General features: G+C 70.9%; 23 protein-coding genes. 7 read left to right on the forward strand and 16 right to left on the reverse strand.

All coding sequences use genetic code 11. From position 1 onward, the window contains the following. Nucleotide 1 precedes the first annotated feature (1 nt). The 3 genes from bpln_RS17160 to flgB all read right to left on the reverse strand — a co-directional run bounded on the left by bpln_RS17160 (nt 2) and on the right by flgB (nt 1,861). Nucleotides 2-796: a flagellar hook assembly protein FlgD gene (locus tag bpln_RS17160; RefSeq protein WP_055139362.1), complete on the reverse strand. Its 795-nt coding sequence runs from the start codon at nt 794-796 to the stop codon at nt 2-4. 107 nt (nt 797-903) lie between these two features. Beyond that, on the reverse strand, nt 904-1,329 hold the full coding sequence (flgC, locus tag bpln_RS17165) for a flagellar basal body rod protein FlgC (RefSeq protein WP_042626223.1): 426 nt from the start codon (nt 1,327-1,329) through the stop codon (nt 904-906). Between the two features lie 43 nt (nt 1,330-1,372). Continuing rightward, a complete protein-coding gene (gene flgB / locus bpln_RS17170; RefSeq protein WP_042626783.1) occupies nt 1,373-1,861 on the reverse strand; it encodes a flagellar basal body rod protein FlgB in 489 nt (162 codons plus the stop codon). A 213-nt stretch (nt 1,862-2,074) separates the two neighbouring features. On the opposite strand from flgB, the gene flgA reads away from it, so the two are divergent. The 3 genes from flgA (at nt 2,075) to bpln_RS17185 (ending at nt 4,660) form a co-directional block, all read left to right on the forward strand. Next, nucleotides 2,075-3,688 (forward strand): flagellar basal body P-ring formation chaperone FlgA, encoded by a 1,614-nt coding sequence (gene flgA, locus bpln_RS17175; protein WP_082465309.1) that lies wholly within the window; start codon nt 2,075-2,077, stop codon nt 3,686-3,688. A 129-nt stretch (nt 3,689-3,817) separates the two neighbouring features. Beyond that, entirely contained in the window at nt 3,818-4,153 is a 336-nt protein-coding gene (gene flgM, locus bpln_RS17180; RefSeq protein ID WP_042626224.1) for a flagellar biosynthesis anti-sigma factor FlgM, read from the forward strand. Nucleotides 4,154-4,219: 66 nt separating this feature from the next. Continuing rightward, the gene (locus bpln_RS17185) at nt 4,220-4,660 is read left to right on the forward strand and encodes a flagella synthesis protein FlgN (protein ID WP_042626225.1); all 441 of its coding nucleotides are present in this window, start codon (nt 4,220-4,222) and stop codon (nt 4,658-4,660) included. Nucleotides 4,661-5,016: 356 nt separating this feature from the next. Here bpln_RS17185 and bpln_RS17190 read toward each other — a convergent pair whose 3' ends face one another. From bpln_RS17190 to bpln_RS17205, 4 genes are all read right to left on the reverse strand, one after another. Further along, on the reverse strand, nt 5,017-6,264 hold the full coding sequence (locus bpln_RS17190; RefSeq protein ID WP_055139363.1) for a multifunctional CCA addition/repair protein: 1,248 nt from the start codon (nt 6,262-6,264) through the stop codon (nt 5,017-5,019). Nucleotides 6,265-6,299: 35 nt separating this feature from the next. Continuing rightward, entirely contained in the window at nt 6,300-6,932 is a 633-nt protein-coding gene (locus tag bpln_RS17195; protein WP_042626785.1) for a glutathione S-transferase family protein, read from the reverse strand. Between the two features lie 247 nt (nt 6,933-7,179). Further along, nucleotides 7,180-8,139, reverse strand: a complete 960-nt coding sequence (locus tag bpln_RS17200) for a complex I NDUFA9 subunit family protein (protein WP_055139364.1) — start codon at nt 8,137-8,139, stop codon at nt 7,180-7,182. Nucleotides 8,140-8,270: 131 nt separating this feature from the next. Then, the gene (locus tag bpln_RS17205) at nt 8,271-10,223 is read right to left on the reverse strand and encodes a lytic transglycosylase domain-containing protein (protein WP_042626228.1); all 1,953 of its coding nucleotides are present in this window, start codon (nt 10,221-10,223) and stop codon (nt 8,271-8,273) included. A gap of 33 nt (nt 10,224-10,256) precedes the next feature. Between bpln_RS17205 and bpln_RS17210 the strand changes: the two genes are divergently transcribed. Then, nucleotides 10,257-10,859 (forward strand): 5-formyltetrahydrofolate cyclo-ligase, encoded by a 603-nt coding sequence (locus tag bpln_RS17210; protein ID WP_042626229.1) that lies wholly within the window; start codon nt 10,257-10,259, stop codon nt 10,857-10,859. 28 nt (nt 10,860-10,887) lie between these two features. Here bpln_RS17210 and bpln_RS17215 read toward each other — a convergent pair whose 3' ends face one another. After that, entirely contained in the window at nt 10,888-11,403 is a 516-nt protein-coding gene (locus tag bpln_RS17215; protein ID WP_042626230.1) for a winged helix DNA-binding protein, read from the reverse strand. Between the two features lie 158 nt (nt 11,404-11,561). Between bpln_RS17215 and pxpB the strand changes: the two genes are divergently transcribed. From pxpB to pxpA, 3 genes are read left to right on the forward strand one after another with little or no spacing between them, the layout of a single operon-like run. Then, on the forward strand, nt 11,562-12,218 hold the full coding sequence (pxpB, locus tag bpln_RS17220) for a 5-oxoprolinase subunit PxpB (RefSeq protein WP_055139365.1): 657 nt from the start codon (nt 11,562-11,564) through the stop codon (nt 12,216-12,218). Further along, complete coding sequence (locus bpln_RS17225) at nt 12,215-13,297, forward strand: 5-oxoprolinase subunit C family protein (RefSeq protein WP_055139366.1); 1,083 nt, start codon at nt 12,215-12,217, stop codon at nt 13,295-13,297. The genes pxpB and bpln_RS17225 overlap by 4 nt, the downstream gene beginning before the upstream one ends. 37 nt (nt 13,298-13,334) lie before the next feature. Then, nucleotides 13,335-14,087, forward strand: a complete 753-nt coding sequence (gene pxpA / locus bpln_RS17230; RefSeq protein WP_042626233.1) for a 5-oxoprolinase subunit PxpA — start codon at nt 13,335-13,337, stop codon at nt 14,085-14,087. Between the two features lie 582 nt (nt 14,088-14,669). On the opposite strand, the gene bpln_RS17235 is transcribed toward pxpA, so the two are convergent. The 8 genes from bpln_RS17235 to bpln_RS17270 all read right to left on the reverse strand — a co-directional run bounded on the left by bpln_RS17235 (nt 14,670) and on the right by bpln_RS17270 (nt 23,715). Further along, complete coding sequence (locus bpln_RS17235; RefSeq protein ID WP_055139367.1) at nt 14,670-15,818, reverse strand: TraB/GumN family protein; 1,149 nt, start codon at nt 15,816-15,818, stop codon at nt 14,670-14,672. Then, nucleotides 15,811-16,827, reverse strand: a complete 1,017-nt coding sequence (locus bpln_RS17240) for a peptide ABC transporter ATP-binding protein (protein ID WP_042626235.1) — start codon at nt 16,825-16,827, stop codon at nt 15,811-15,813. Before bpln_RS17240 ends, bpln_RS17235 begins: the two co-directional genes overlap by 8 nt. Then, complete coding sequence (locus tag bpln_RS17245; protein WP_055139368.1) at nt 16,824-17,819, reverse strand: ABC transporter ATP-binding protein; 996 nt, start codon at nt 17,817-17,819, stop codon at nt 16,824-16,826. Before bpln_RS17245 ends, bpln_RS17240 begins: the two co-directional genes overlap by 4 nt. A gap of 2 nt (nt 17,820-17,821) precedes the next feature. Beyond that, nucleotides 17,822-18,733 (reverse strand): ABC transporter permease subunit, encoded by a 912-nt coding sequence (locus bpln_RS17250; protein ID WP_042626237.1) that lies wholly within the window; start codon nt 18,731-18,733, stop codon nt 17,822-17,824. 4 nt (nt 18,734-18,737) lie between these two features. Beyond that, on the reverse strand, nt 18,738-19,748 hold the full coding sequence (locus bpln_RS17255) for an ABC transporter permease subunit (protein ID WP_042626238.1): 1,011 nt from the start codon (nt 19,746-19,748) through the stop codon (nt 18,738-18,740). Between the two features lie 114 nt (nt 19,749-19,862). Next, complete coding sequence (locus bpln_RS17260) at nt 19,863-21,479, reverse strand: ABC transporter substrate-binding protein (protein ID WP_042626239.1); 1,617 nt, start codon at nt 21,477-21,479, stop codon at nt 19,863-19,865. Nucleotides 21,480-21,897: 418 nt separating this feature from the next. After that, nucleotides 21,898-23,196, reverse strand: a complete 1,299-nt coding sequence (locus bpln_RS17265) for an MFS transporter (RefSeq protein WP_042626240.1) — start codon at nt 23,194-23,196, stop codon at nt 21,898-21,900. A 210-nt stretch (nt 23,197-23,406) separates the two neighbouring features. After that, the gene (locus bpln_RS17270) at nt 23,407-23,715 is read right to left on the reverse strand and encodes a high-potential iron-sulfur protein (protein ID WP_042626241.1); all 309 of its coding nucleotides are present in this window, start codon (nt 23,713-23,715) and stop codon (nt 23,407-23,409) included. Nucleotides 23,716-23,912: the final 197 nt, after the last annotated feature.

Consider the following 23,912-nt stretch of genomic DNA (forward strand, 5'->3'; position numbering starts at 1 on the left):
GTTAGGTGGACGAGGAATTGTTGTTATCGCTGCCGGAACCGCTGCCCGATCCGCTGCCGGAGCCGCTGCCCGAACCGCTGGAGCCGCTCGAGGCCGCCGGGAAGATCGCGCCGACGTTCGGCAGGCCGACCGTGGTGCCGTTCGACAGCACCAGGCCCGGCGTGCCGTCGGCCTGGCGGATCACGCTCTGCACCTGCGCGGCCGTGAGCGTGGTCGCCGTGTTGGTGGCGCCCGTGCCGTCCGTGTAGCTCGCGCTGATGGTGTACTTGCCGTCGGGCAGCGTCGCGCCCGACGAGTCGGTCGGGGTCCAGTTGAACGGGATCGTGCCGGCTGCCTGCGCGCCCGCGTCGATGGTGTTGACCACCGTGCCGGCCGAGTTCTTGATGGTGACTTTCACGTCGGTGGCGGCGGCCGGCAGTTCCACGCCGAAGCCCGTGCCGGTGCCGCTCGCGACGTTGAGCGTGCTGCCGGGGGCCAGCACGTTGGTGCCGATCAGCAGCGCCGCCTGGGTCTGCTGGCCGGCGGTGAGCTGCGAGGACAGCGAGGACAGCGACGAGTTGAGCTGCGCGATGCCGCTCACGGTGTTGATCTGCGCGAGCTGGGACGTCATCTGCGAGCTGTCAACCGGGCTCGTCGGGTCCTGGTTCTGCAGCTGCGTGACGAGCAGCGTCAGGAAGGTCTGCTGCAGGTCCGCCGCCGAGGTCGACGACAGGCCGCTGTTGTTGCTCATCGTATCGGTCGGCACGTTGCTCGTGTTGGTGCCGTTGCTGCCGATCGAGTTGGTCGTGGAGCTCATCTCCGGTTTGCCTTTCGCGAGTTCGCGGATACGCTGGGTCGGGTTGGGAAACGGTCGCGGGGTGAACCATGGGCCGCGCCAGCGCGCCCCGGTTCACGGCACGGCACTCAGGTGCCGATCGTCAAGGTCTTCAGCATCAGCTGCTTGGCGGTGTTCAGCGTCTCCACGTTCGCCTGGTACGAGCGCGAGGCCGAGATCATGTTCACCATCTCCTGCACCGGGTCGACGTTCGGCAGCGTCACGTAGCCGTTGGCGTCGGCCGTCGGGTTCGACGGGTCGTAGCTGGTCTTCATCGGCGACGGATCGTCGATCACCTGCTTGACCTGCACGCCGCCCACTCCCTGCCCGGAGCGCGTGCGCGCGCCGCCGATCGGCTGGGTCTCGAACACCACCTGCTTGGCGCGGTACGGCTTGCCGTCCGGGCCGGTCACGCTGTCCGCGTTCGCCAGGTTCGACGCGGTCACGTTCAGGCGCTGGGATTCGGCGGACATCGCCGAACCGGCGACGTCGAAGATGTTCATCAGCGAAGGCATGCGGATTCCTCGTTTGCGGCTGGAAGGATGGCGGCGGGCCGGCTTACGAGCCCGACGTGATCGCGGCGAGCATCGCCTTGATCTGGCCGGTCACCACCGTCATGCCGGCTTCGAAATGCACCGTGTTGTCGGCGAACTGCACGCGCTCGGCGTCGAGATCGACCGTGTTGCCGTCCAGCGACGGCTGGTTCGGGATCCGGTACGCGGCGCGGCCGAAGTTGTCGGTCGGGCCGCCGGTGGCCGAGAGCCGCGTGTTGCCGCTCATGTGGCCCGGCTCGGTCGACACCAGCGTCATCCCGCTCGTCACGCCGGCCGGCTGCGCGAGCGGAAGCTGGGTGGCGTTGTCGGTCGTGGCCTGGCCGGCCTGCTGCTTGAGCGAGCGGCCGAGCGCCGAGGCGAAATCGACGTCGCGGGCCTGGTAGCCCGGGGTGTCGGCGTTCGCGATGTTCGACGACAGCAGTTCCTGCCGGTACGAGCGAACGTCCAGCGCCTGGCGGCCGAACGCGAATTCGGCGTCGAGTTTGTCCATCATCGTGCGTTCCTCCATCGGGAGCGGTGCGGCGCCCCCTCCCCGCGCGCCATGCGGCGGCAAAAGAGACGCTTTTCGATGACAGCCATCGTAGGCGGGAGACGCAAGCGGCAATCGGGCGAATAACCGGCAAAGCCCCCCTCTATTCATCGTTTGCCGCGGCACCCGGCTGCCTAGAATGCGATCCCGTACCAACGGATTCTCGAGGAGGCGGCGATGACGACGACGGACGCGAGCGCAGCGGCAGGCGCGGCACGCGGCTTCGGCGCGCGCGCCGGCTCTGCGCGCGCGCTCCCCGCCCTCCGCTCCCGCCTGGCCCTGCTGGCGCTGGGCCTGGCCGCGCTGCTGCCGAACCTCGCCGCCGCGCAGGCGGCCGGCGGCGACGGCATGATCGTGATTCCGGGCCGCGGCGAATCGGCCGAGACGGCGCTCGCCAACGCCACCGCGCACGGCGTGAACACCCCTGCGCACGCGCCCACGTCGAGCCTGTCGTCCTACAGCGCCGCCGAATTACGCAACGCTTACGGCGCCGGCAGCGGCAGCCGCGGCGCCGCGCCCGAGGCCGCCCCCGCGCCCGCCGGCACCATCGGCATCGTGCAGGGCGCCGGCGGCGACAGCGCGCTGCGCGCCGCCGCGATGGGCGAGGCGCCCGCCGCCCTGCCCGAACCGCCGATCTACCCCACGCCCGGCAGCGCACCGTCGCGGCCCGCCGTGAATCGCGCGGCACCGCGCGCCGACCACGCCGGCGCCGGCGCCGGCGCCACCACGGGCAATGAAGCGGCCGGCTATGCCGCCGGTTACGCGGCCGGCGTCGCCGCGGCGCGCCGCGCGGCTGCCGCCCAACCGACCCAACCGACCCAACCGACCCAACCGACCCAACCCGCGCCGGCGCCGCGCTACCCGTCGACCGTGCAGCGCGGTCCGGCCGGCACGCCGGCCACGGCGGGCGGCACCGTGCGCGCCGTCTATTCGCCGGGCGCGACTGAACACGCGCCGGCCGGCCAGGACGCGGCGGGCAGCGCGATGCGCTACGCGGCGCCGGCCGTGATGCGCGTCTCGGCGCGCCAGAGCGCCCCGGCGCCCAGCGCCGTCGCCGCCGTGGTGGCGCCCAACCCGGCGCCCGCTGCTGCCGCCGCCCCGGCCGCCGCGCCCGCCCAGAACGCCAGCACGGCCCAGCCCGACGCCCAGGTCGTCGGCCAGCCGACCGGCCAGCAGGACCCGGAGGCGATCCGCGCCGCGGCGCTCGCGTTCCTGCACCAGCAGACGGCCGGCCTGCCCGGCAAGGCGACGATCACGGTGGCCGCCGCGTTCCCGCGCGGGCTCGCGGCCTGCACCACGCTCGAACCGTTCCTGCCGACCGGCGCGCGGCTCTGGGGCCGCACCACGGTGGGCGTGCGCTGCGCCGGCGCGCGGCCGTGGACCATCTACCTGCAGTCGAAGATCGAGGTCCACGGCAGCTACTACGTGGCCGCCCACGCGCTCGCGCCGGGCGACGTGCTGACGGCCGCCGACCTCGTCGCGCGCGACGGCGACCTGACCATGCTGCCGCTCGCCGTGATCACCGATCCGGCACAGGCGGTGGGCGGCACCTCGCTGGTGCGCGTCGCGGCCGGGCTGCCGCTGCGTCAGGACATGCTGCGCAGCGCCTCGTCGGTCACCATCGGCCAGACCGTGCGCGTGGTGGCGGCCGGCCAGGGATTCTCGATTTCGTCGGAAGGCAGCGTGATGAACAACGCGGGGCCGGGACAGCAGGTGCGGGTGCGGCTGGCCGCCGGCCAGATCGTGACGGCGGTGGTGAAGGACGGAAACACGGTGGAAGTTCCGTTATGATGGGCGCGGCCGCCGGTGCGGCCGGAAAGATTGCAATCTTTTGTTTCTGCAAGCCTTTACGGATGGACGGACGCTAAAGTTCGGCGCGGACCTGCCGTTATCTCGCTCAAATCGTTCAGGAAGCCCATCGTGAAAATCGATACCACCCCCGCCACGAACGTCCGCCCGGCGTCCACCGACGCCGCTTCGTCGCGTAATCAGGCCAGCAGCAGCGCCGCCCCGTCGGCAGCCGCGCAGGCCGAAAGCGCGCCGGCCGGCGGCGATGCGAACGTGAATCTGTCCTCCCTGTCCACGAACCTGCGTTCGCTCGCAGCTTCGGGATCGGCCGACATCGACACCGCGAAAGTGCAGTCGATCCGCGACGCGATCAAGAATGGATCGCTGACGATCGACACCGGCAAGATCGCGGACGGCGTGCTGCAGACGGCCAGCGAGCTGCTGCGCGCGCCGGCGAACCTCGGCTGAGCACGACGCGGATGACGCCCTTGGGCGCGCGGATGGTCCGTGCGCCGTCGTTTTGAGCGAGATGCAATGAAAGAAGCCCTGCTGGCGACGATCAACGACGAACACGCGACGGTCGAGGCCTTCGCGTCGCTGCTCGTCTACGAGCAAAAGGCGCTGACGGCCGCATCGCCGGCCGACGCGCTGCCGGACATCATCGCGCGCAAGACGGAGCTGGTCGAACGGCTCGCGTCGCTGGAAAAGCAGCGCGACCTGCAGCTCGCGGCCCTCGGCTACGCCGCCGGCAAGGCCGGCATCGACGCGGCCGCCGAGCGCGACCCCGGCATCGCGAGCCGCTGGAAGCTGCTGCGCGACGCCACCGAGCGCGCGCGCCACGCCAACATGAACAACGGCATGCTGATCCGCATCCGCATGGACTACAACGAGCGCACGCTCCAGGTGCTGCGCGCGCAGCCCGCGCGCGCCGGCCTCTACGGCCCCGACGGCCGCGTGTCCAATTCGGCGCGCTGAGCGCGACGAGCGGCAGGCGCCGCTCGCCCCCGGTTTTTTCCGGTTTTTCCCCGTTTCTTTCGTTTGGCCGGGCGGGTGCCGACAGCGGCGCCGGCGCGGCGATGGCATGAGGTTGATGTCTGTCGCCGGTCGCGATCGCCAGGGCGGCTCCGTCCGGCTTGCGTCCCGCTCACGCTCAGTCCCGCCAGCCCGCCCTCTCCGGCTTCGATAGACGTCGCGTCGGGCGTTGCGCGTCGCGAAACGAGCCCCGGGCGTCACCGCAAGCCGGCGAGCGCCACCGCAAGCTTCAGTCCGCCACCGGCCCCGCGCCGCCGCTCACGCCGGAACCGGCACGATCACCCGCCGCGCTTCGTCGCTCACTCATCCTCGCCGACGGCCAGCGCCGCCGCCACCGCGTCGGTGCGCGCGCGCTGCACGGCGTCCCGGATCGCGTCCGGATTGCCGCGATGGCCGGCCGCCACCTGCCCGGCATCGACCGCGCGCGCGGCCACCAGCGCGCGCCGCAGCCGCTCGGCCTGCGGATACGGCTGCGCCTCGAGCCCGAGGCGGCCGCGCGCGTCCGCCTCGCAGGCCTGCAGCATCTCGGCGAAGCGCCCCGGCTTGCGCAGCGCGTCGGCGCGTTCGAGCAGCCGCACCAGCGCGGCGGCGCCCATTGCCATCACCTGATGCAGGTTGCCGTGCTCGCGCGCCACCAGCAGCGCGAGATCGCGGCATTCGTTCGGCACCCGCAGCCGCTCGCAGAGCGGCCGGAGCAGGTCGACGCTGCGGCCCTCGTGGCCGATGTGGCGCGGCAGCACGTCGGCCGGCGTGGTGGCCTTGCCGAGATCGTGGGTCAGCGCGGCGAACCGCACCGACAGCGAGTAGGCGTGCTTCGCCGCGTAGTCGATCACCATCATCACGTGGACGCCGGTATCCACCTCGGGATGGTAGTCGGCGCGCTGCGGCACGCCGAACAGCGCGTCGACCTCGGGCAGGATCCGCGCCAGCGCCCCGCACTCGCGCAGCACCGCGAACATGCGCGACGGCTTCGCCTCCATCAGCCCGCGCGACACCTCCTGCCAGACGCGCTCCGGCACCAGCGCGTCCACCTCGCCCGCCGCCACCATCTCGCGCATCAGCGCGAGCGTCTCGGGCGCCACCGTGAAATCGGCGAAGCGGGCCGCGAAGCGCGCGACGCGCAGGATCCGCACCGGGTCCTCGACGAACGCCGGCCCGACGTGGCGAAACCGCTTCGCGGCCAGATCGGCGCGCCCGCCGAACGGATCGACGAGTTCGCCGGTGATCCGGCCGTCCGGGTCGATCTCGCGCGCCATCGCGTTGATCGTCAGGTCGCGGCGCGCCAGATCCTCGTCGAGCGTCACGTCCGGCGCGTAATGGAACTGGAAGCCGTGATAGCCGGCCGCCGTCTTGCGCTCGGTGCGCGCGAGCGCGTATTCCTCGTGCGTGTCCGGATGCAGGAACACCGGAAAATCCCTGCCGACCGGGCGGAAGCCGCGCGCGGCCAGCTGCTCCGGCGTGGCGCCCACCACCACGTAGTCGCGGTCCTGCACCGGCAGGCCGAGCAGGGCATCGCGGATCGCGCCGCCTACCACATAGATGTTCATGCGCTTTGCCTCCCTGGCCGTCGTCCGTATCAGTATCAGTATTCGACCATGCGCGTCTCGTGGCGCGCGCCGTCGTTCCAGGCCGCGATCGCCGGCACCGCGAGCATGCGCTCGACGTAGGCGGCCGAGACCCCGGAGAGCACCGGCGCGTAGCAGACGAAACGCATCACCACCGGCGCGTACATCGCGTCGGCGATCGTGAACGCGCCGAACAGGAACGGGCCGCCCGAGCGCGCGAGGCAGTCGCGCCAGATCGCCTCGATGCGCGCGATCTGGGCCAGCGCGGCCGGCGACAACGCGCGGCCCGGCTGCGGCGCGCGCAGGCTGAACGGCATCTCGCCGCGCACCGCCGTGAAGCCCGAATGCATCTCGGCCGAGACGCTACGCGCCAGTGCGCGGGCGGCCGGATCGACCGGCCACATCGGCTGCGCGGGGAACCGCTCGGCGAGCGTCTCGGCGATCGCGAGCGAATCCCAGACCGCATGGCCGGCGTCGTCGATCAGGCACGGCACGCGGCCCGACGGCGACCGCGCCAGGATGCGCGCCTCGGTGTCGGGCGCGCGCAGCTCGATCAGCGTCTCCTCGAACGGAATCCCGAAGTGCCGCATCAGCACCCAGGGCCGCATCGACCACGAGGAATAGCTCTTGTCACCAATGATCAGTTGCATCGTCACGTCTTGCTTGTCCAGTCGAAAGGCAAACGCGCGGCACCGGCCGCGCGAGGGGTTCGGTCGGGCGCGCGCGGGCGCTGCGGGGAGCGCCGGCGCGGGCCGCCGGTCACCGGCCGGCAGCCTCCGCGTCAGGCGTCGGCCCGGCGCCGGCGAATCCGCGCCGATCATGGCGGCGCCCGCCCCGCCGTCGGGCGAGCAACGTCGGTGCCCGCCGCCGCGAGTTCCGCGAGTGGTCCGGGTGCCGTCAGCGCCGCGAGCGCCACGCGTCGTAGCGCGTGCCACTGGCGCCGAGATAGCCGGGCGCGACGCCTTCGAGGCTCGCGGGCCGCACGCCGAGTTCGGGCGCGAGCGGGCCGCTCAGCACGTTCGGCACGCGCATCGAGGCGAGATTGTCGCGCGTGATCACGGGCTCGCCGGGCAGATGCTCGAACACGCTCGCCTGCAGCCGCGCGAGCGCGTCGGGCAGCCGGATGATGCGCGCCTGGCGACCCACCAGCGCGCCGCAGTAGCGCACCAGCTGCTCGAGCGTGTAGACGCGCGGGCCGCCCAGCTCGTAGGTCCGGCCGTAAGCGGCGCGATTGCCGGCCGCGGCCAGCAGCGCCTGCGCGACGTCGCCGACGTAGACTGGCTGGAACTGCGCGTCGGGCATCGCGAGCGGCAGCACCGGCAGCAGCCGCTGCAGCCGCGCGAAGGTGGTCAGGAACGCGTCGCCGGGGCCGAACACCACCGACGGCCGCAGCACGGTGACGGCGAGCGCCCCCCCCGAGGCCGCCGCCGCCGCGTGCAGCGCGGCCTCGCCGTCGCCCTTCGAGCGCTGGTACATGCTCGGCCCGTGCGAATCGGCGCCGAGCGCGCTGACCTGCACCAACTGCGCCACGCCCGCCTCGGCGCAGGCCGCGGCGAGCGCGCCCGGCAGCGCGACGTGCAATTGCCGGAAGCCCTCGCCGTAGGGCGTGCCGTGGCCGCCGTGCAGCGTGCCGACCAGGTTGATCGCGACGCCGGCGCCGGCCACGACGCGCGTGAGCGAACCGGCGTCGAAGCCGTCGAGTTCGACGACCTCCACCGACATCGTGGCGAGATGGCGGGCGCGCTCGCGGCGCCGCGCGGCGAGGCGCACCGGGTAGCCGGCGCGCACCAGGGCCGCGACGAGGCGGGCACCGATGAAGCCGGTGCCGCCGACGAGCGCGATGGTCGGACGATCCATGGCGAAGCTCCCGTCAGGTGTCGAAACGGTATCGAAACGCGCCGCCGGCCCGGCCGCGCGGAGGTGACTCGTGGCGGGCGCGGTGGCGGCCCGTACCGGGCAGCCCGGCGCGGGCCCGCCGCCCGCGCGGCTCAGGGCGCGATGAAGCCGAGGCGCGCCTTCAGCGATTCGGGCTTGCCTTCGAACAGCGCCGCGTAATAGGTGGTGTTCGACAGCACGTTCTTCACGTAGTCGCGCGTCTCGTTGAACGGGATCGTCTCGGCGAAGATCGCGCCCTCCACCGGCTGCGTCAGCGCCTGCCGCCACTGGCGCGGCCGGCCCGGGCCGGCGTTGTAACCGGCCGTGGCCAGCACGGCCGAATTGTCGAACTTCTGGTAGATGTCGGACAGGTACCAGGTGCCGAGCTGGATGTTGGTGTCGATGTCGTGCATCTGCTCGCGCGAGATGCCGCCCATGCCGAGTTTCTTCGCGACCAGCTGCGCGGTGGCCGGCATCAGCTGCATCAGACCGCCCGCGCCGACCGAGGAACGCGCGTTGGTGATGAAGCGCGATTCCTGGCGGATCAGCCCGTAGGCCCATTCGATGTCGAGGCCGTTGCTCTGCGCGTAGCGCTCCACGATCGGCCGGTACGGCGACGGGTAGCGCAGCGAGAAGTCGTGCAGCGCGGTGGTGCGGTCGGCCGTGTTGACGGTGCGGTCGAGCATGTCGATGCGCTTCGCGTATTCGGCCGCGGCCAGCAGCTGGCGGTCGGTCATGCCGCGCAGCGGCCAGTTCCACTCGCGGTTGCCTTCGAGCCGCAGGTTCAGCGCATAGAAGCGCCGCGCCAGCGCGAAGCCGGGCACCTGGCTCATCGCGTCCACCTCGGCGTCGGTCACGGTGGTGCGCGGCGGGATCACGGTCTTCTGGCCGAGTTCCTCGGCCGCGAGCTGGCCATAGAAGTCGAAGCGGCCCGCCACCTGCTCGAAATCGCGGTTCGCGCCGCCGGCGTCGCCGGCCTGCTTCAGCGCGCGGCCGTGCCAGTAGAGCCAGGCCGGCTGCGCGCGCAGGTCGGCCGGCATCTGTTCGATCGCCCAGCGCACCATCGGCCAGTCGCCCGCGAGCAGCGCCGCGCGCACGCGCCATTCGTAGCCCGGCGTCGACAGCGGCGCGCCGCCCGACTGCTTGTAATACTGCACCGCCAGCGGCGAGCGCTTCAGCGCCGCCTGCATGCCGATCTCGCCCCAGGCGATCGCCTGCTCGGCCTTCGACAGCGAGTTCAGCGTGGCGAGCATCGTCGCGGCCTGGTCCGGATCGTTGCGCGCCATGCGAGTGATCGCGATCAGCGCGAGCTGGCGCGAGGTGGCGTCGGGGCCCACGCCGCGCGCGAGGAACAGCGGCGGCGCGCTCGCGGCCTGGTCGAACGCCACCGGACGCGGGCCGAGCACGTCGGCGATCTTGCCGGCGGTGGTGGCGTAGTTCTGCTCGAACGCGAGCCGCACCTGGGTCCAGACGTCGTCGGACGAGAACTGCTGGTTGACGGCGAGCGCCGAGATCAGGTCCACGCAGGCGTCGCCGTAGTATTTCGGATCGACCAGCAGGTCGCGCGCGATGTCGGCCACCTTCTCGCCGCGCGCCGCGCGCGATTCGAGCGCGTAGCACTTCACCTGGGTGTCGTCGTCGAGCACGAAGCGCTTGTACTGGTCGTCGAAGCCGCGCCAGTCGTGACGCGCGCCCAGCACCAGCAGGTAGTCGTTGCGCATCCGGTCGGCGATCGCCTGGCCGTCGTAGCGCTGCAGGAACGACAGCACCGGCGCGTCGGGCGCGTCGATGCGCGCGCGGCCCGAGCTGTCGAACAGCTGCGGCTTGATCTGGAAGTATTCGAGATAGGACGGCGCCGGATAGCCGGGAATCATCGCGGCGAGCTGCGCGGCGCGCGCGGGATTGTTGGCGCGCGCGGCCTCCCGAAGCTGGACGAAGATCTGGTCGTCGTTCGACGAGACTTCGTCGACGGATTGCGCGGCGCAGGCGGCGGTGCCCACGGCCAGCACGAGCGCCGACAGCGTCATGGCGGCCGCGCGATATACTCGGACGAGGCTGGTTGACATCGATTTGATCAGGGAACGAAACCGGAGCACGAAGTGAGCGAAAGCATAGCACGCCCCCCCGTCGCAAATCGCAAGCGGGTCCTGCGCGAAACGCTCGCGCCGCTGCGCCGGGCGGCGAGCGGCGAGGCGGCCGCGAACACCGCGCTCGCGCGCCGCGTGCTGGACCTGCTCGGCAAGCATCCACTGCTCACGGTGGGCTTCTACTGGCCGCTGCCGGGCGAGTTCGACGCGCGTCCCACGATCGCCGAATGGCTCGCCGACGACGCGCGCCGGCGCGCCGCGCTGCCCGTCATCGCGCAGCCCTACACGCCGCTGTCGTTTCGCACCTGGACGCCCGACGCGCCGATGCGCACCGGCCACCACCGGATTCCCGAGCCCGCCGGCGGCGAGCCGGTGGTGCCGGACCTCCTGCTGATCCCGTGCGTCGGCTTCGACCGGCAGGGCTTCCGGCTCGGCTACGGCGGCGGCTACTACGACCGCACGCTGGCCGCCTGGCCCGACGACGCGCTGCCCGTCACGATCGGCGTCGCCTACGAGGCGCTCGCGCTCGACGCGCTGCCGCGCGAATCGCACGACCGGCCGCTCGACTGGATCGTCACCGAGTGCTACGCGTACCGCTCGGGCTCGACCGCCTGAGGCAACAGCACCGCGGGCAGCCGCGCGCCTACAGCGAGGCGGCCGCGCGCGCGGCCGTGTCGTAGAGCCCCGAGGCGTGGCGCAGCAGCTGCGCGGCCTCGCCGATCTGCGCGTTGGTGAGCCCGCTGTCACGGAGCGTCTCGATCAGGCAGTGCTCGCGCACCTCCCGGTACTTCTCGCACAGCGCGCGCCCCTCGGGCGTGACCGAGAACAGCACCTCCTTGCCCGTTTTCTCGCCCGCCACGTAGCCGCGCGCGGCCAGCTTCCTGAGCGCGTAGGTGGCAACGTGCGTATCCTCGATATTGAGCACGAAGCAGATGTCGGCCAGCTTTTTACTGCGGTCGCGATGCCCGACGTGGTGCAGCAGCGAGACCTCGATGGCGGTCATGTCCTTCGCGCCGGCGGCGGCCATGCAGCGCACCATCCAGCGGTTGAACGCGTTGCTCGCCGTGATCAGCCCGTATTCGAGTTCGGACAATTCGGCGCTTGCCTCGGAGACGAGATGTTCGGATGAGACGATCTTGGTGGCGGGGCGCGGCGGCATGTCGGGTAGGTCGGCAGGAACGATTCGGGCGGAAATGAGCCGCAGTGTACGCCAGAACCGCGAACCGACCGTCCCGCGAAAGATTCTTGCCGACAATTTATCGACAATTTACCGATGATGTATCATCCACGCGAACCGATGCCGCCCGCGAGCCGCTCATGACCGCCCCCCGTCTCTATCCGCTCGGCGACACCGCCGTCGTCTGCGAAGCGCCGCCGCCCGTCACGCTTGAAAGCCAGCGGCGGATCTGGGCCATGGCCGAGGCCGCGCGCGGCTGGCCGCACGTGATCGACGTGGTGCCCGGCATGAACAATCTCACCGTCGTGCTCGATCCGTTCGACGGCTCGGCCGGGGAGTTGATGCCGCTGCTCGACGCGGCGTGGCGCGACGCCGATGCCGACGCCGCGCCGGGCCGCGAGATCGAGATCCCGGTGGTGTACGGCGGCGCGGGCGGCCCCGACCTCGCGGCGGTCGCGAAGCACACCGGCCTCACGGCCGAGGCGCTCGCACGGCGCCACGCGGCCGGCAGCTACGTGGTGTTCTTCCTCGGCTTCCAGCCCGGTTTCGCCTATCTCGGCGGCCTCGAGGCCGCGCTGCACACGCCGCGCCGCGCCGCGCCGCGGCTCGAGGTGCCGGCCGGCTCGGTCGGCATCGGCGGCGCGCAGACCGGCATCTACCCGGCCGCCGCGCCCGGCGGCTGGCAGTTGATCGGCCGCACCGCGCTGACGCTGTTCGATCCCGCCGCCACGCCGCCCACCCTGCTGCGGCCCGGCGACCGGGTCCGCTTCACGATCTCGGAGATAATCGGCTCATGACCACCCGCCCGGCTCAGGCCGCCGTCGAGGTATTGCGCGCCGGCCCGCTGTCCACGATCCAGGACGCCGGCCGCCACGGATTCCGGCATCTCGGCGTGGCGCAGGGCGGCGCGCTCGACACGCTCGCGCTCGAGGTCGGCAACCGGCTGGTGGGCAACCGGCCCGACGCGGCCGCGATCGAGATCACGCTCGGCCCGGCCGCGTTCCGCTTCCCGCGCGCCACGCGCATCGCGATCACCGGCACCGAGTTCGGCGCGACGCTCGGCGAGCGGCCCGCGCACGCGTGGTGGAGCCTGCCGGTGGCGGCCGGCGAGACGCTGGTGGTGCCGGTGGCCAGGCGCGGCATGCGCGGCTACCTGTGCGTGGCAGGCGGCATCGACGTGCTGCCGGTGCTCGGCTCGCGCAGCACCGATCTCGGCTCGCGCTTCGGCGGCCTGGGCGGCCGCGCGCTGCGCGACGGCGACCGCCTGCCGATCGGCCCGATCGCGGCCGGCCAGCGCGGCTGCGTCGCGCCCGACGCGCACGAGTTCGGCGTCAAGGCGCCGGCCTGGTGCGCGCCGTTCACGCAATTCGACCAGGCGCCGCGGCGGCCGCGCCACCTCCATGCCCACGCGCCGTGGGCGACCCCGGTGCGGGTGCTGCCCGGCCCGCAGTACGAGGCGTTCGCGGCGGCCTCGCGGCAGTCCTTCTGGGACGACGAATGGCTCGTCACGCCGAACAGCAACCGGATGGGCTACCGGCTCGCCGGCCCGATGCTCGCGCGCGAGGCGCGCGACGAACTGCTCTCGCACGCGGTGCTGCCCGGCGCGATCCAGGTGCCGCCGAACGGCCAGCCAATCGTGCTGATGCACGACGCGCAGACCACCGGCGGCTATCCGCAGATCGGCACGGTGATCCGCGCCGACCTCTGGAAGCTCGCGCAGGCGCGCCTGAACCTGCCGATCCGCTTCGTGGCGACCACCGCCGAGGCCGCGCGCGAGGCGCTGGCCGCCGAGCGCGCCTATCTGCGGCAGATCGATGTCGCGATCGCACTGCGCGACGAGGCGCTGGCCCGCGCGGCGCCCTCGCGGGCCGCCTGACGGCCCGCCCCTTCACCGACCCAGGACCGCACACATCATGGAAATCGACCTGAACGCCGATCTCGGCGAGGGCTGCGGCGCCGACGAGGCGCTGCTCGGGCTCGTCACCTCGGCGAACATTGCGTGCGGCTGGCACGCGGGCGGCGCGCAGGCGATGCGCGACTGCGTGCGCTGGGCGGTGAGCCGCAACGTCTCGATCGGCGCGCATCCAAGCTTCCACGATCCCGAGAACTTCGGACGCAAGGAGATGGACCTGCCGGCGGGCGAGATCTACGCGGGCGTCCTGTATCAACTTGGCGCCCTGTCTGCGATCGCACAGGCGGAAGGCGGCCGGATCGCCCACGTCAAGCCGCACGGCGCGCTCTACAACCAGGCCGCTCGCGATGCGCGCATCGCCGACGCGGTGGTGGCCGCGGTCCACGATTTCGATCCGTCGGTGGCGGTGTTCGGGTTGGCCGGCAGCGGCTTCGTGGCGGCCGCGCGGCGCGCCGGGCTGGCGGCCGTCGAGGAGGTGTTCGCCGATCGCGGCTATCGCGCCGACGGCTCGCTGGTGCCGCGCGGCGAACCGGACGCGCTGGTCGACGACGAGGCCGCCATGCTCGCGCGCACGCTGGAAATGGTGCGCGACCGGCGCGTGCGCGCGGTGACGGGCGAATGGGTGCCGCTCAACGCACAGACCGTCTGCCTGCACGGCGACGGCCCGCACGCACTGGCGTTCGCGCGGCGGCTGCGCGACGCGCTCGAGCAGGCCGGCGTGACGCTGCTCGCGCCAGGCGCGACGCACGCCTGAGCCGCGCCCGCCTCGGCGATGCGGCACCGGCGTGTTGGATCGGCACCGCGGAGCGCCGCCGCGACCGCAACCGGCAGCCCGGTTAATGGCGAACGATCCGCCGCGACCGGCAATAAAAAAAGCGCCTCCGGGCGCTTTGCTTTTTCAAACAGCCGATCGATAAATCGATACCTCATTCAAATGAGGTTATTTCAAATCATGCCATTGAATAATGGCGGAATGATTTACCGGCTTAATCGAGCGGGATTCAATCGGGAACCCGAATCGGGAGCCCCGAAAAAACACGTCCGCCGCCAACCGTCAAACTATCCACGGCCGGACGGCGGATCGCCCAATTCCTACCACGCTCGAAGCGTGCCTCGTAGTTCTTCGTCTATTGGCCTCGCGTGCTGCCGGTGGCCATTGCCGGCACGTCGATCACGTGCCGGCAACGCCTGCCTCGCGCTTCTTTTTGGTGCTGCTTCCCCGTAGTGCTCTGTTCTTTACAGTTGAATCGACTGTGGAATGGAGAATAGTTTTGACAATGTTTCATGTCAATCGGCAAACGCAAGAAATCGGTAAAACTGTGGGTTTTCCCCATCATCAATCGGCGTCGACGCGAAATCCTTGCCGCTTTAACAATTCGATCACACCTTTCGGGCCACCGAGATGCAGGGCGCCGACCGCCACGAACAGCGGCCGGTTCGGCCCGGCCAGCGCGATCGAACGCGCGGCGAAGCGGCGGTTGCGTTCATAGAGGATCTTGTTGTCGATCGCGTCGGCCACCGGCCGCGAGCGCGCGAGCCGCTCCGATTTCGCGCTGGCCCAGGCGGCCAGCGCGTCGGCGTCGCCGATGCGCCACAGCCGGTGCAGCGCCTGCACGTCGGCGGCGTTCTGCGCGGGCGTCTGCACGATGTCCTGCGCCAGCATCTCGCGCTGCTCGGCGAGCGTGAGCCCGGTGAACGCACGCATCTGCTCGGCCAGCGTCTCGAGCCCCACCACGCGCGCGCCCTTCTTCTTGAGGAACACGTTCTGCAGTTGCGCCTCGGTGCCGTATTCGGTCTGCAGCCCGGCCGACAGCGAATCGTAGGTTTCCACCACCAGCGCGGCCAGCCACGGCCGCATCCGGCGAATCCCGTCGAGCGCGGCCGGGTTGCCGTGCAGGCGCGCGGCGAGCCGCTGCCAGAGCGGTTCGGGCAGCAGCTTCGGCAGGCACGGGTAGCGGCACACGCCGTAGCGCGAGACATCGTCGGCCGATTCGAGCAGATCGTCGGGCGAGAGTTCGAGCGCGAGCACGGGCGAGGCCGCCAGCGCCGCGAGGATCGGCCGCCGGAACGGCTGACCGGGCGGATAGTCGCTCGGGTCGCCGACGTGCAGCGTGCCGAGCATGTAGATGGTGACCTTGCCGCGCGTGGCGACGTAGAACGGCATGCGCGCCGGCTGGGCGCGCACCGCGCCGCTCGAGACGGTGGGATCGGGCGGCGGCGAGTGGAAACCCGGCAGCGACAGCGGCGGCGACAGTCGCGCGCCGTTCAGCGGCGCCTGGGCGCCGGCGCCCTGGGCCAGCGCGTCGCCGGCCGGCCAGCCGAGTCCGGCCAGCAGGCAGGCACCCACCAGCACCGCCCGCGCGAGCGCGCCGGCGCGCCGCCGCGAGGCACGGCGGCGCGCTCGCGTGCCGCGCACCCGGCATACCCGCAGGCGGCGCGCCAGCTGGCTCGCGCCGCGCCGCTGCGCCGCCCTGGCTTCAGGCATTCCCGTCACCGACCTCCTCGGCGCGATGGCAGGCCACCTGCCGTCCATCGACCTCCCGCAGCGCGGGCACCTCGGCGCGACAGCGCTCCACCGCGTAGGGGCAGCGCTGGTGGAACGCGCAGCCCGACGGCGGCTTGAGCGGCGACGGCAGCTCGCCCTGCAGCTTGATCTGGATCCGCCGGTCCGACTCGAAGATCGCCGGGGTCGCCGACATCAGCGCGCGCGTGTACGGATGGCGCGGCCGCGCGTAGATCGTGGCCTTGTCGCCGAGTTCGGCCACCGCGCCGAAGTACATCACCATCACGTCGTCGGCCACGTGCTCGACCACCGACAGGTTGTGCGAGATGAACACGTAGCTGGTGCCGAACTGCTGCTGCAGGTCCATGAACAGATTCAGGATCTGTGCCTGGATCGACACGTCGAGCGCGGAGACCGGCTCGTCGGCCACCACGATCTGCGGCTCGAGGATCATCGCGCGCGCGATCGCCACGCGCTGCCGCTGGCCGCCCGAGAACATGTGCGGATAGCGCTTCGCGTGCTCGGGGCGCAGGCCCACCGTGCGCATGATCTGGGCGATCCGCGCGGCGCGCTCGCCGGCACCGAGCGGCGTGTTGATCGCGAGCGGCTCGCCGAGCGTCTGCTCGACGGTCTTGCGCGGGTTCAGCGAGGCGAACGGGTTCTGGAACACCATCTGCACGCGCCGGCGCAGCGCGGCGACGGTCTCGCGGTTGGCGCCGGCCACGTCCTCGCCGTCGATCCGCAGGTGGCCGGCGGTGGGCGTCTCGATCATCGTCAGCTGGCGGGCGAGCGTCGATTTCCCGCAGCCCGATTCGCCGACCACGGCCAGCGTGCGACCGCGCGCGAGCGTGAACGACACGCCGTTGAGCGCCTTCACGGTGGCCTGGCCGAACATGCCGCGGCGCACCGAATAATGTTTCGCGAGCCCGTCGGCGACGAGCACCGCGTCGCCGCGGGCAGCTGCCGGCGGCTGAGCGTGGACTGCGTTCATCGTGTCCCTCCCGATGGCTCGATCGCTTGCAGGTTCAAGGGCTTGATGCAGCGCGCGCGCATCGCGGCGTCGCCGGGCACCAGCTCGGCGAGCGCCGGACGCCCGGCGTTGCAGGCATCGACGGCGTAGCGGCAGCGCGGCGCGAACAGGCATCCGGCGGGCCGGTCGTCGCGCCCCGGCACCATCCCGGGCAGCGCGGCCAGACGCTCGGCGCCCGCGTTGTGCTCCGGAATCGCCGCGAGCAGCGCCTCAGTATACGGGTGATGCGGCGCGGCGAAGATGTCGGGCACGCGGTTGACCTCGATGATCTCGCCCGCGTACATCACCGCGACGCGCTGCGCGACCTCCGAGACCACGGCCAGATCGTGCGAGATCAGCACCAGCGCCATGCCACGCTCCTTCTGCAGCGACACCAGCAGATCCATGATCTGGGCCTGGATCGTCACGTCGAGCGCGGTGGTGGGCTCGTCGGCGATCAGCAGCTTCGGGTTGCAGGCCACCGCCATCGCGATCATCACGCGCTGGTTCATGCCGCCCGACATCTGGTGCGGGAACGTGTCGATGCGGTTCTTCGCGTCGGGAATGCCGACCTGGTCGAGCAGTTCGAGGGCGCGACGTTTCAGCGCGTCGCCGCGCAGCCCCTCGTGCAGCTTCAGCACCTCGCGGATCTGGTAGCCGACCGTGTAGCTCGGGTTCAGGCTCGACAGCGCGTCCTGGAACACCATCGCGATGTCCTTGCCGACGATCCGGCGGCGCTGGCGCGGGCTCGCGCGCAGCAGGTCGACGCCGTTGAAGGTGACCTCGTCGGCACTGACGATGCCGGGCGCGTCCACCAGCCCCATCAGCGCCATCATCGTCACGCTCTTGCCCGAGCCCGATTCGCCCACCACGCCCACCACCTCGCCCGGCGCGACGCTCAGGTCGATCCGGTCGACGGCGGCGAGGCCGTTGAAAGTCACCGCGAGATTGCGGATGGTCAGAAGATTGTCCATGGTCAGGCCATCCGTTTCAGTTTCGGGTCGAGCGCGTCGCGCAGGCCGTCGCCGAGCAGGTTGATCGCCAGCACCGAGACCAGGATCGCGAGGCCCGGCATGGTGACGATCCACCACGCGTTGTCGATGTAGTCGCGCGCGCTGGCCAGCATCGCGCCCCACTCGGCCGCGGGCGGCTGCACGCCGAGCCCGAGGAAACCGAGCGCGGCCGCGTCGAGGATCGCCGACGAGAAGCCGAGCGTGGCCTGCACGATCAGCGGCGCGGTGCAGTTCGGCAGCACCTGCGAGAACATCAGCCGCAGCGTGCCGGCGCCCGCCACGCGCGAGGCCGTGACGTATTCCTTCTGCAGCTCGCCGAGCGCCGAGGCGCGCGTGAGGCGCACGTAGCCCGGCAGCGCCACGATCGCGATCGCGAACATGGTGTTGGTGAGGCCCGGGCCGATGATCGCCACCACCGCCACCGCCAGCAGCAGCGAGGGTAGCGCGAGCAGCACGTCCATCACGCGCATCACGGGCGTGTCGGCCCAGCGCTGGAAGAACGCGGCGACGAGCCCGAGCACGATGCCGGGGATCAGCGCCAGCACCACCGACACCAGGCCGATCCAGAACGACAGCCGCGCGCCGTACATCAGCCGCGAGAGGATGTCGCGGCCGGCCTCGTCGGTGCCGAGCACGAAGCGCCAGTTGCCGCCGTCGAGCCAGGCGGGCGGGATCTTCACGAAGTCGCGGTATTGCTCGATCGGGCTGTGCGGCGCGATCAGCGGCGCGAAGATCGCCACCAGCATCAGCAGCAGCACGATCAGGCCGGCGCCCACGGCGCCGCGGTTGCGCGAGAAGTTGCGCCAGAATTCCTGCAGCGCGAGCGCGCGGCCGCCGGCGCGGGCCGCCGGCAGCACATCGGGGAGTTCGCTCATCGGATTACCTCGTATGGCGGATGCGGGGATTGAGCACGCCGTAGAGCAGATCGACGACGAGATTGACGATGATCACGAGCGTCGCGATCAGCAGGATGCCGCCCTGCACGACCGGATAGTCGCGCCGGCCGATCGCGTCGATCAGCCATTTGCCGACGCCGGGCCACGAGAACAGCGTCTCGGTCAGCACCGCGCCGGCGAGCAGCGTGCCGATCTGCAGCCCGATCACGGTGACCACCGGGATCAGCGCGTTGCGCAGCGCATGCACCACCACCACGCGCGCCGGCGACAGGCCCTTGGCGCGCGCGGTGCGGATGTAGTCCTCGCGCAGCACTTCGAGCATCGACGAGCGCGTCATGCGCGCGATCACCGCGAGCGGGATCGTGCCGAGCACGATCGACGGCAGGATCAGGTGGCTCACCGCCGAGCGGAACGCGCCTTCGTCGGGGGCGAGCAGCGCGTCGATCAGCATGAAGCCGGTGACGTGCGGGATGTCGAATTCCACGGCGATGCGGCCCGACACGGGCGTCCAGCCGAGCGTCGACGAGAACACCATGATCAGGATCAGGCCCCACCAGAAGATCGGCATCGAGTAGCCGGTCAGCGCGGTGCCCATCACGCCGTGGTCGACCAGCGTGCCGCGCCGCAGCGCCGCGAACACGCCGGCCGGCAGGCCCGCCAGCAGCGCGAACGCGAGCGCGCAGATCGACAGCTCGACGGTGGCCGGGAAACGCGCGAGGAACTCGTCCATCACGCTGGTGTTGGTGATGATCGACAGGCCCAGGTCGCCGTGCAGCGCCCGGCCGATGTAGTGGAGATACTGCAGCGGCAGCGGCTGGTCGAGGCCGAGGCGGTGCATCGCCTCGGCATGCATCGCCGGATCGACGCCGCGCTCGCCCATCATCACTTCGATGGGGTCGCCCGGTATCAGATGGATCAGCGCGAACGCGAGGATGGTGATGCCGATGAAGGTCGGGATCACCATGCCGACGCGGCGCAACACAAATCGCAACATGGCGGGTCTCGAAAAATCGTGGGGGTAAAGTGCGTCCGGCGACGAGGGGCCGAGCCCCCCGTCGCCGGATCAATTATCGTGCAGTCGGTGCAACGGCGCGCGATCGGCCGCCGCTTACTTCACGCTGACGCCATCGAAGCGGATGAAGCCGAGCGGCTCGATCCGCTGGTCGACCACGTTCTTGCGAACCGGCTGGTAGACGGTGGAATTCGCGATCGCCGTGTACGGCAGCTGCTGCGCGTAGATCTGCTGCGCCTGCGTGTAGATCTTGCTGCGCGCGTCCTGGCCGGTGGTCTCGCGGCCCTTCTTCACGAGCGCGTCGAACGACTTGTCGCACCAGCGCGTGAAGTTGTTGCCGCCGATCGCCTCGCAGCCGAGCTGGGTGGCGAGCCAGTTGTCGGGATCGCCGTTGTCGCCGGTCCAGCCGATCAGCATCGCGTCCTGCTCGCCCGCGTGGGCGCGCTTGATGTACTCGCCCCACTCATAGCTGACGATGTTCGCCTTCACGCCGATCCTGGCCCAGTCGGCCTGGATCATTTCGGCCATCAGCTTCGCGTTCGGGTTGTAGGCGCGCTGCACCGGCATCGCCCAGAGCGTGATCGAGAAGCCGTTCGGGAAGCCCGCCTTGGCGAGCAGCGCCTTGGCCGCATCCGGATCATAGGCGGCCGGCTTCAGGTTCGGGTCGAACGACCACTGGGTCGGCGGCATCGGCGCGGCGGCCGCCTGGCCCGCGCCCTGGTAGACCGATTCGAGGATCGCCTTCTTGTTGATCGCCATGTCGAGCGCACGGCGCACGTCGAGCTTCTCGAGCGGCTTGTGCTGCGTGTTGTAGGCGAGGTAGCCGAGATTGAAGCCCGCCTGCGAGGGCATGTCGAGGTTCGGGTCGGCCTTCAGCGTGGCGATGTCGGCCGGGCGCGGATAGCTCATCACCTGGCACTCGTTGCGCTTCATCTTCTGCACGCGCACGCCGGCGTCGGGCGTGATCGAGAAGATCAGCTTCGCGATCTTCACCTCGCCCTTCTTCCAGTAGTCGGGGTTGCCGTCGTAGCGGATCGTCGCGTCCTTCGTGTAGCTGCGCAGGATGAACGGACCGGTGCCGATCGGCTTCTGGTTGATGTCGGCGGCGTGGCCGGCCTTCATCAGCTGGTCGGCGTATTCGGCCGACAGGATCGAGGCGAATTCCATCGCCATGTTCTGGATGAACGGTGCGTTCGGCTCGGTCAGCGTGAAGCGCACCGTGTACGGATCGACCTTCTCGATCTTCGTGATCAGCTTGTCGAGGCCCATGTCGGTGAAGTACGGGAAGCTGACCGGGTAGGCCTTGCGGAACGCCTGGTTGGGATCGAGCATGCGCTCGAACGTGAACAGCACGTCGTCGGCGTTGAATTCACGCGTGGGCTTGAAGTAGTCGGTGGTCTGGAACTTCACGCCATGGCGCAGGTGGAACGTGTAGACCTTGCCATCCGGCGAGATGTCCCACGACTCGGCGAGGCCCGGCTCGACCTTGGTACCGCCGCGCACGAACTCGACGAGGCGGTTGTAGATGGTGAAGGTGGCCGCGGCGAAATCGGTGCCGGTCGTGTACTGCGCCGAATCGAAGCCCGCCGGGCTGCCTTCCGAGCAGTAGACGAGCGTCTTGTTCGGGATTTGCGCATGCGCGGCACCCGAGATGCCGAACGCGGCCGCCGCGACGGCCGCCAGGGCCGCGCGCAACAGACGATCTGATGTCATTGTGTTATCTCCAGGTCTCGTGCCGGCTGCGCCGGCGTGCGGCGATCTTACTTGAGCTTTCGCAAAGCGAACAAGGCTGGCCAATAATGCCGCGAAAGGCCATGGGCAAACGCTTGCATGCCGATTTCCGGCGTGCTTGCGCGACGACGACGGCGCCCGCCCGGCGCGGCGGGCCGGCGTCGATCTGTTTCGTCGTGGTGCTAAACAACGCAAGGCGGCGGCGGGCCGTGAAATGGTGGCGAGGCAATGTCGACGTGACGACCGGATGACGGCGAAGGGCCGGGACGCCGCCGCCACCGCGCACGCGCCGCGCGACCGCGGCTGGCGCCCGTGCCGCGCGCGAGACCTGCGCCGCAGCCGGCGCGGCCGGTTCGTCGCGATCCGGCCCGGTCCGCTGCCATCCGGCGCAACCCGGCGCTCAGCCCTCGGCGCCCGGCGCGAGGCGCGGCATCGCGGCGATCGCGATCACCGACAGCGCGATGCCCGCCATCACGTAGTAGGTCGGTGCAAGCGGCGTGCCCGTGACGCGGATCAGCCAGGTGACGATGGTCTGCCCGAATCCGCCGAACAGCATCACCGCGACGTTGTAAGCAAGCGACAGCCCGGTGGAGCGCACGTTGGCCGGAAACAGCTCGGCGATCATCGCGCCGAACGGTCCGTAGTACCCGGCCAGCGTGACGGCGAGGATGCCCTGCACGAGCACCAGCCGGCCGATGCTTGGCGCCGCGTCGAGCCAGAGGAACAGCGGATAGATCAGCACGAGCGTCGCCACCAGCGAGGCCAGCGACAGCCGTTTGCGCCCGAGGCGGTCCGACCACGCGCCGGCCACCGGCGAGAGCACGGTCAGCAGCACGCCGCCCACGATCGTCGCGTAGAACGATTCGCCGTAGGGCAGCTTCAGCTGCTTGACGGCGAAGGTCGGCAGATAGCTGATCAGCACGTAGATCGTCACCGTCAGCGCGATCACCGAGCCGAGCCCGCAGATCACCTCGCGGCCGTGCCGCGCGAGCACCTCGCCGAGCGTCGCGCGCCGCGCGTGCGCCTTGGCGAACAGGAACGCGTCGGAGTCGGCCAGGTGGCGGCGCAGGTAATAGCCGATCGGGCCGATCAGCATGCCGATCAGGAACGGCACGCGCCAGCCCCAGGCATGCAGCGCGGCGCCCGACAGCCCGCGCGTGACGGCCGCGCCCACCAGCGCGCCGACCAGCAGCGCCGCCGACTGGCTCGCCATCTGCCAGCTGCCGTAGAAACCGCGGCGAGAGAGCGGCGCGGCCTCGATCAGCATCGCCGTCGCGCTGCCGAACTCGCCGCCGGCCGAGAAGCCCTGCAGCAGCCGGCCGAGCACGATCAGGAGCGGGCCGGCGATGCCGATCGCCGCGTAGGGCGGCGCGGCCGCGATCAGGAAGATGCCGAGCGTCATCAGCACCATCACCAGCGAGAGCGCGGCCTTGCGGCCCGCGCGATCGGCGTAGAGGCCGAGCACGATACCGCCCACCGGCCGCATGAAGAACGCCACGCCGAAGCTGGCCGTGGTCAACAGCAGCGACGCATATTCGCTGCTGGCCGGGAAGAACAGGTCGGCGATCACCACCACCATGAAGCTGAACACGGTGAAGTCGTACCACTCGAGCGCGTTGCCGATCACCGCGGCGATCACCGCACGGCGCCCCGGCGCGCGCGCTTCCGGTTGCGTCGAATCCGTCGCCCGTGTCGTCATGCGTTTTTGCGCCTCCACCCGTCAGCCCCCATCCGGTTGCCTGCCCGTCATCTCCGTCGTGCCTCGTCCGCGCGACGGCCCGCGCGCCGTGCGGCGCGCATCGTGCAGCGAGTGTAGGGAGCGCCGCCGGCGAACACAAGCGGCGTAAAAAAACCCGGCCGACGTTCGCCGGCCGGGTCGTGTCGCGCGAGCGCGCGAGGCGGCGCGGCGTCAGGCCATCTTCGAGAACGCGCCGCACCAGCCCTTCGCGGCCACGTCCTTGCCCGGGAACGCCACGCAGGCCGCCGACGCAGACCCCTTCTTGCCCTGGTACATCGAGCAGGCCGCGCAGTCCTGGCCGGCCGCGTATTTCGGGAACTTGCTCTTGTCGACCTTCGATGCATCGGCCTTGTAGCCGAGCGCCACCGCGGTCGGATCGGTCTCGGACAGCATCGGCGCGGCGAACGCCTCGCGCGACAACGCGAGCGCGGACATCGCGCCGACACTGGTGATGAGGAAACTGCGACGGGAGGTTTTCATGGGACGGCTCCAGCTTCTCGATATCGTGGGGATGGCCGCTCTGACGGCGGCACGGCGCCAAGCATAACGCCGTCCGCGCGTGCCTGCGCGCCGAATCCCGAGGATAAGAAAATGCCGCGCCTCGCCGCGCGAGCCGGCCCGCGCCACGCATGCCGAATGAAAGGTGCGCGCGCATCGATCCGTCGGCCGGCCCCTCT

The organism is Burkholderia plantarii (genome assembly GCF_001411805.1).
GTDB lineage: Bacteria > Pseudomonadota > Gammaproteobacteria > Burkholderiales > Burkholderiaceae > Burkholderia > Burkholderia plantarii.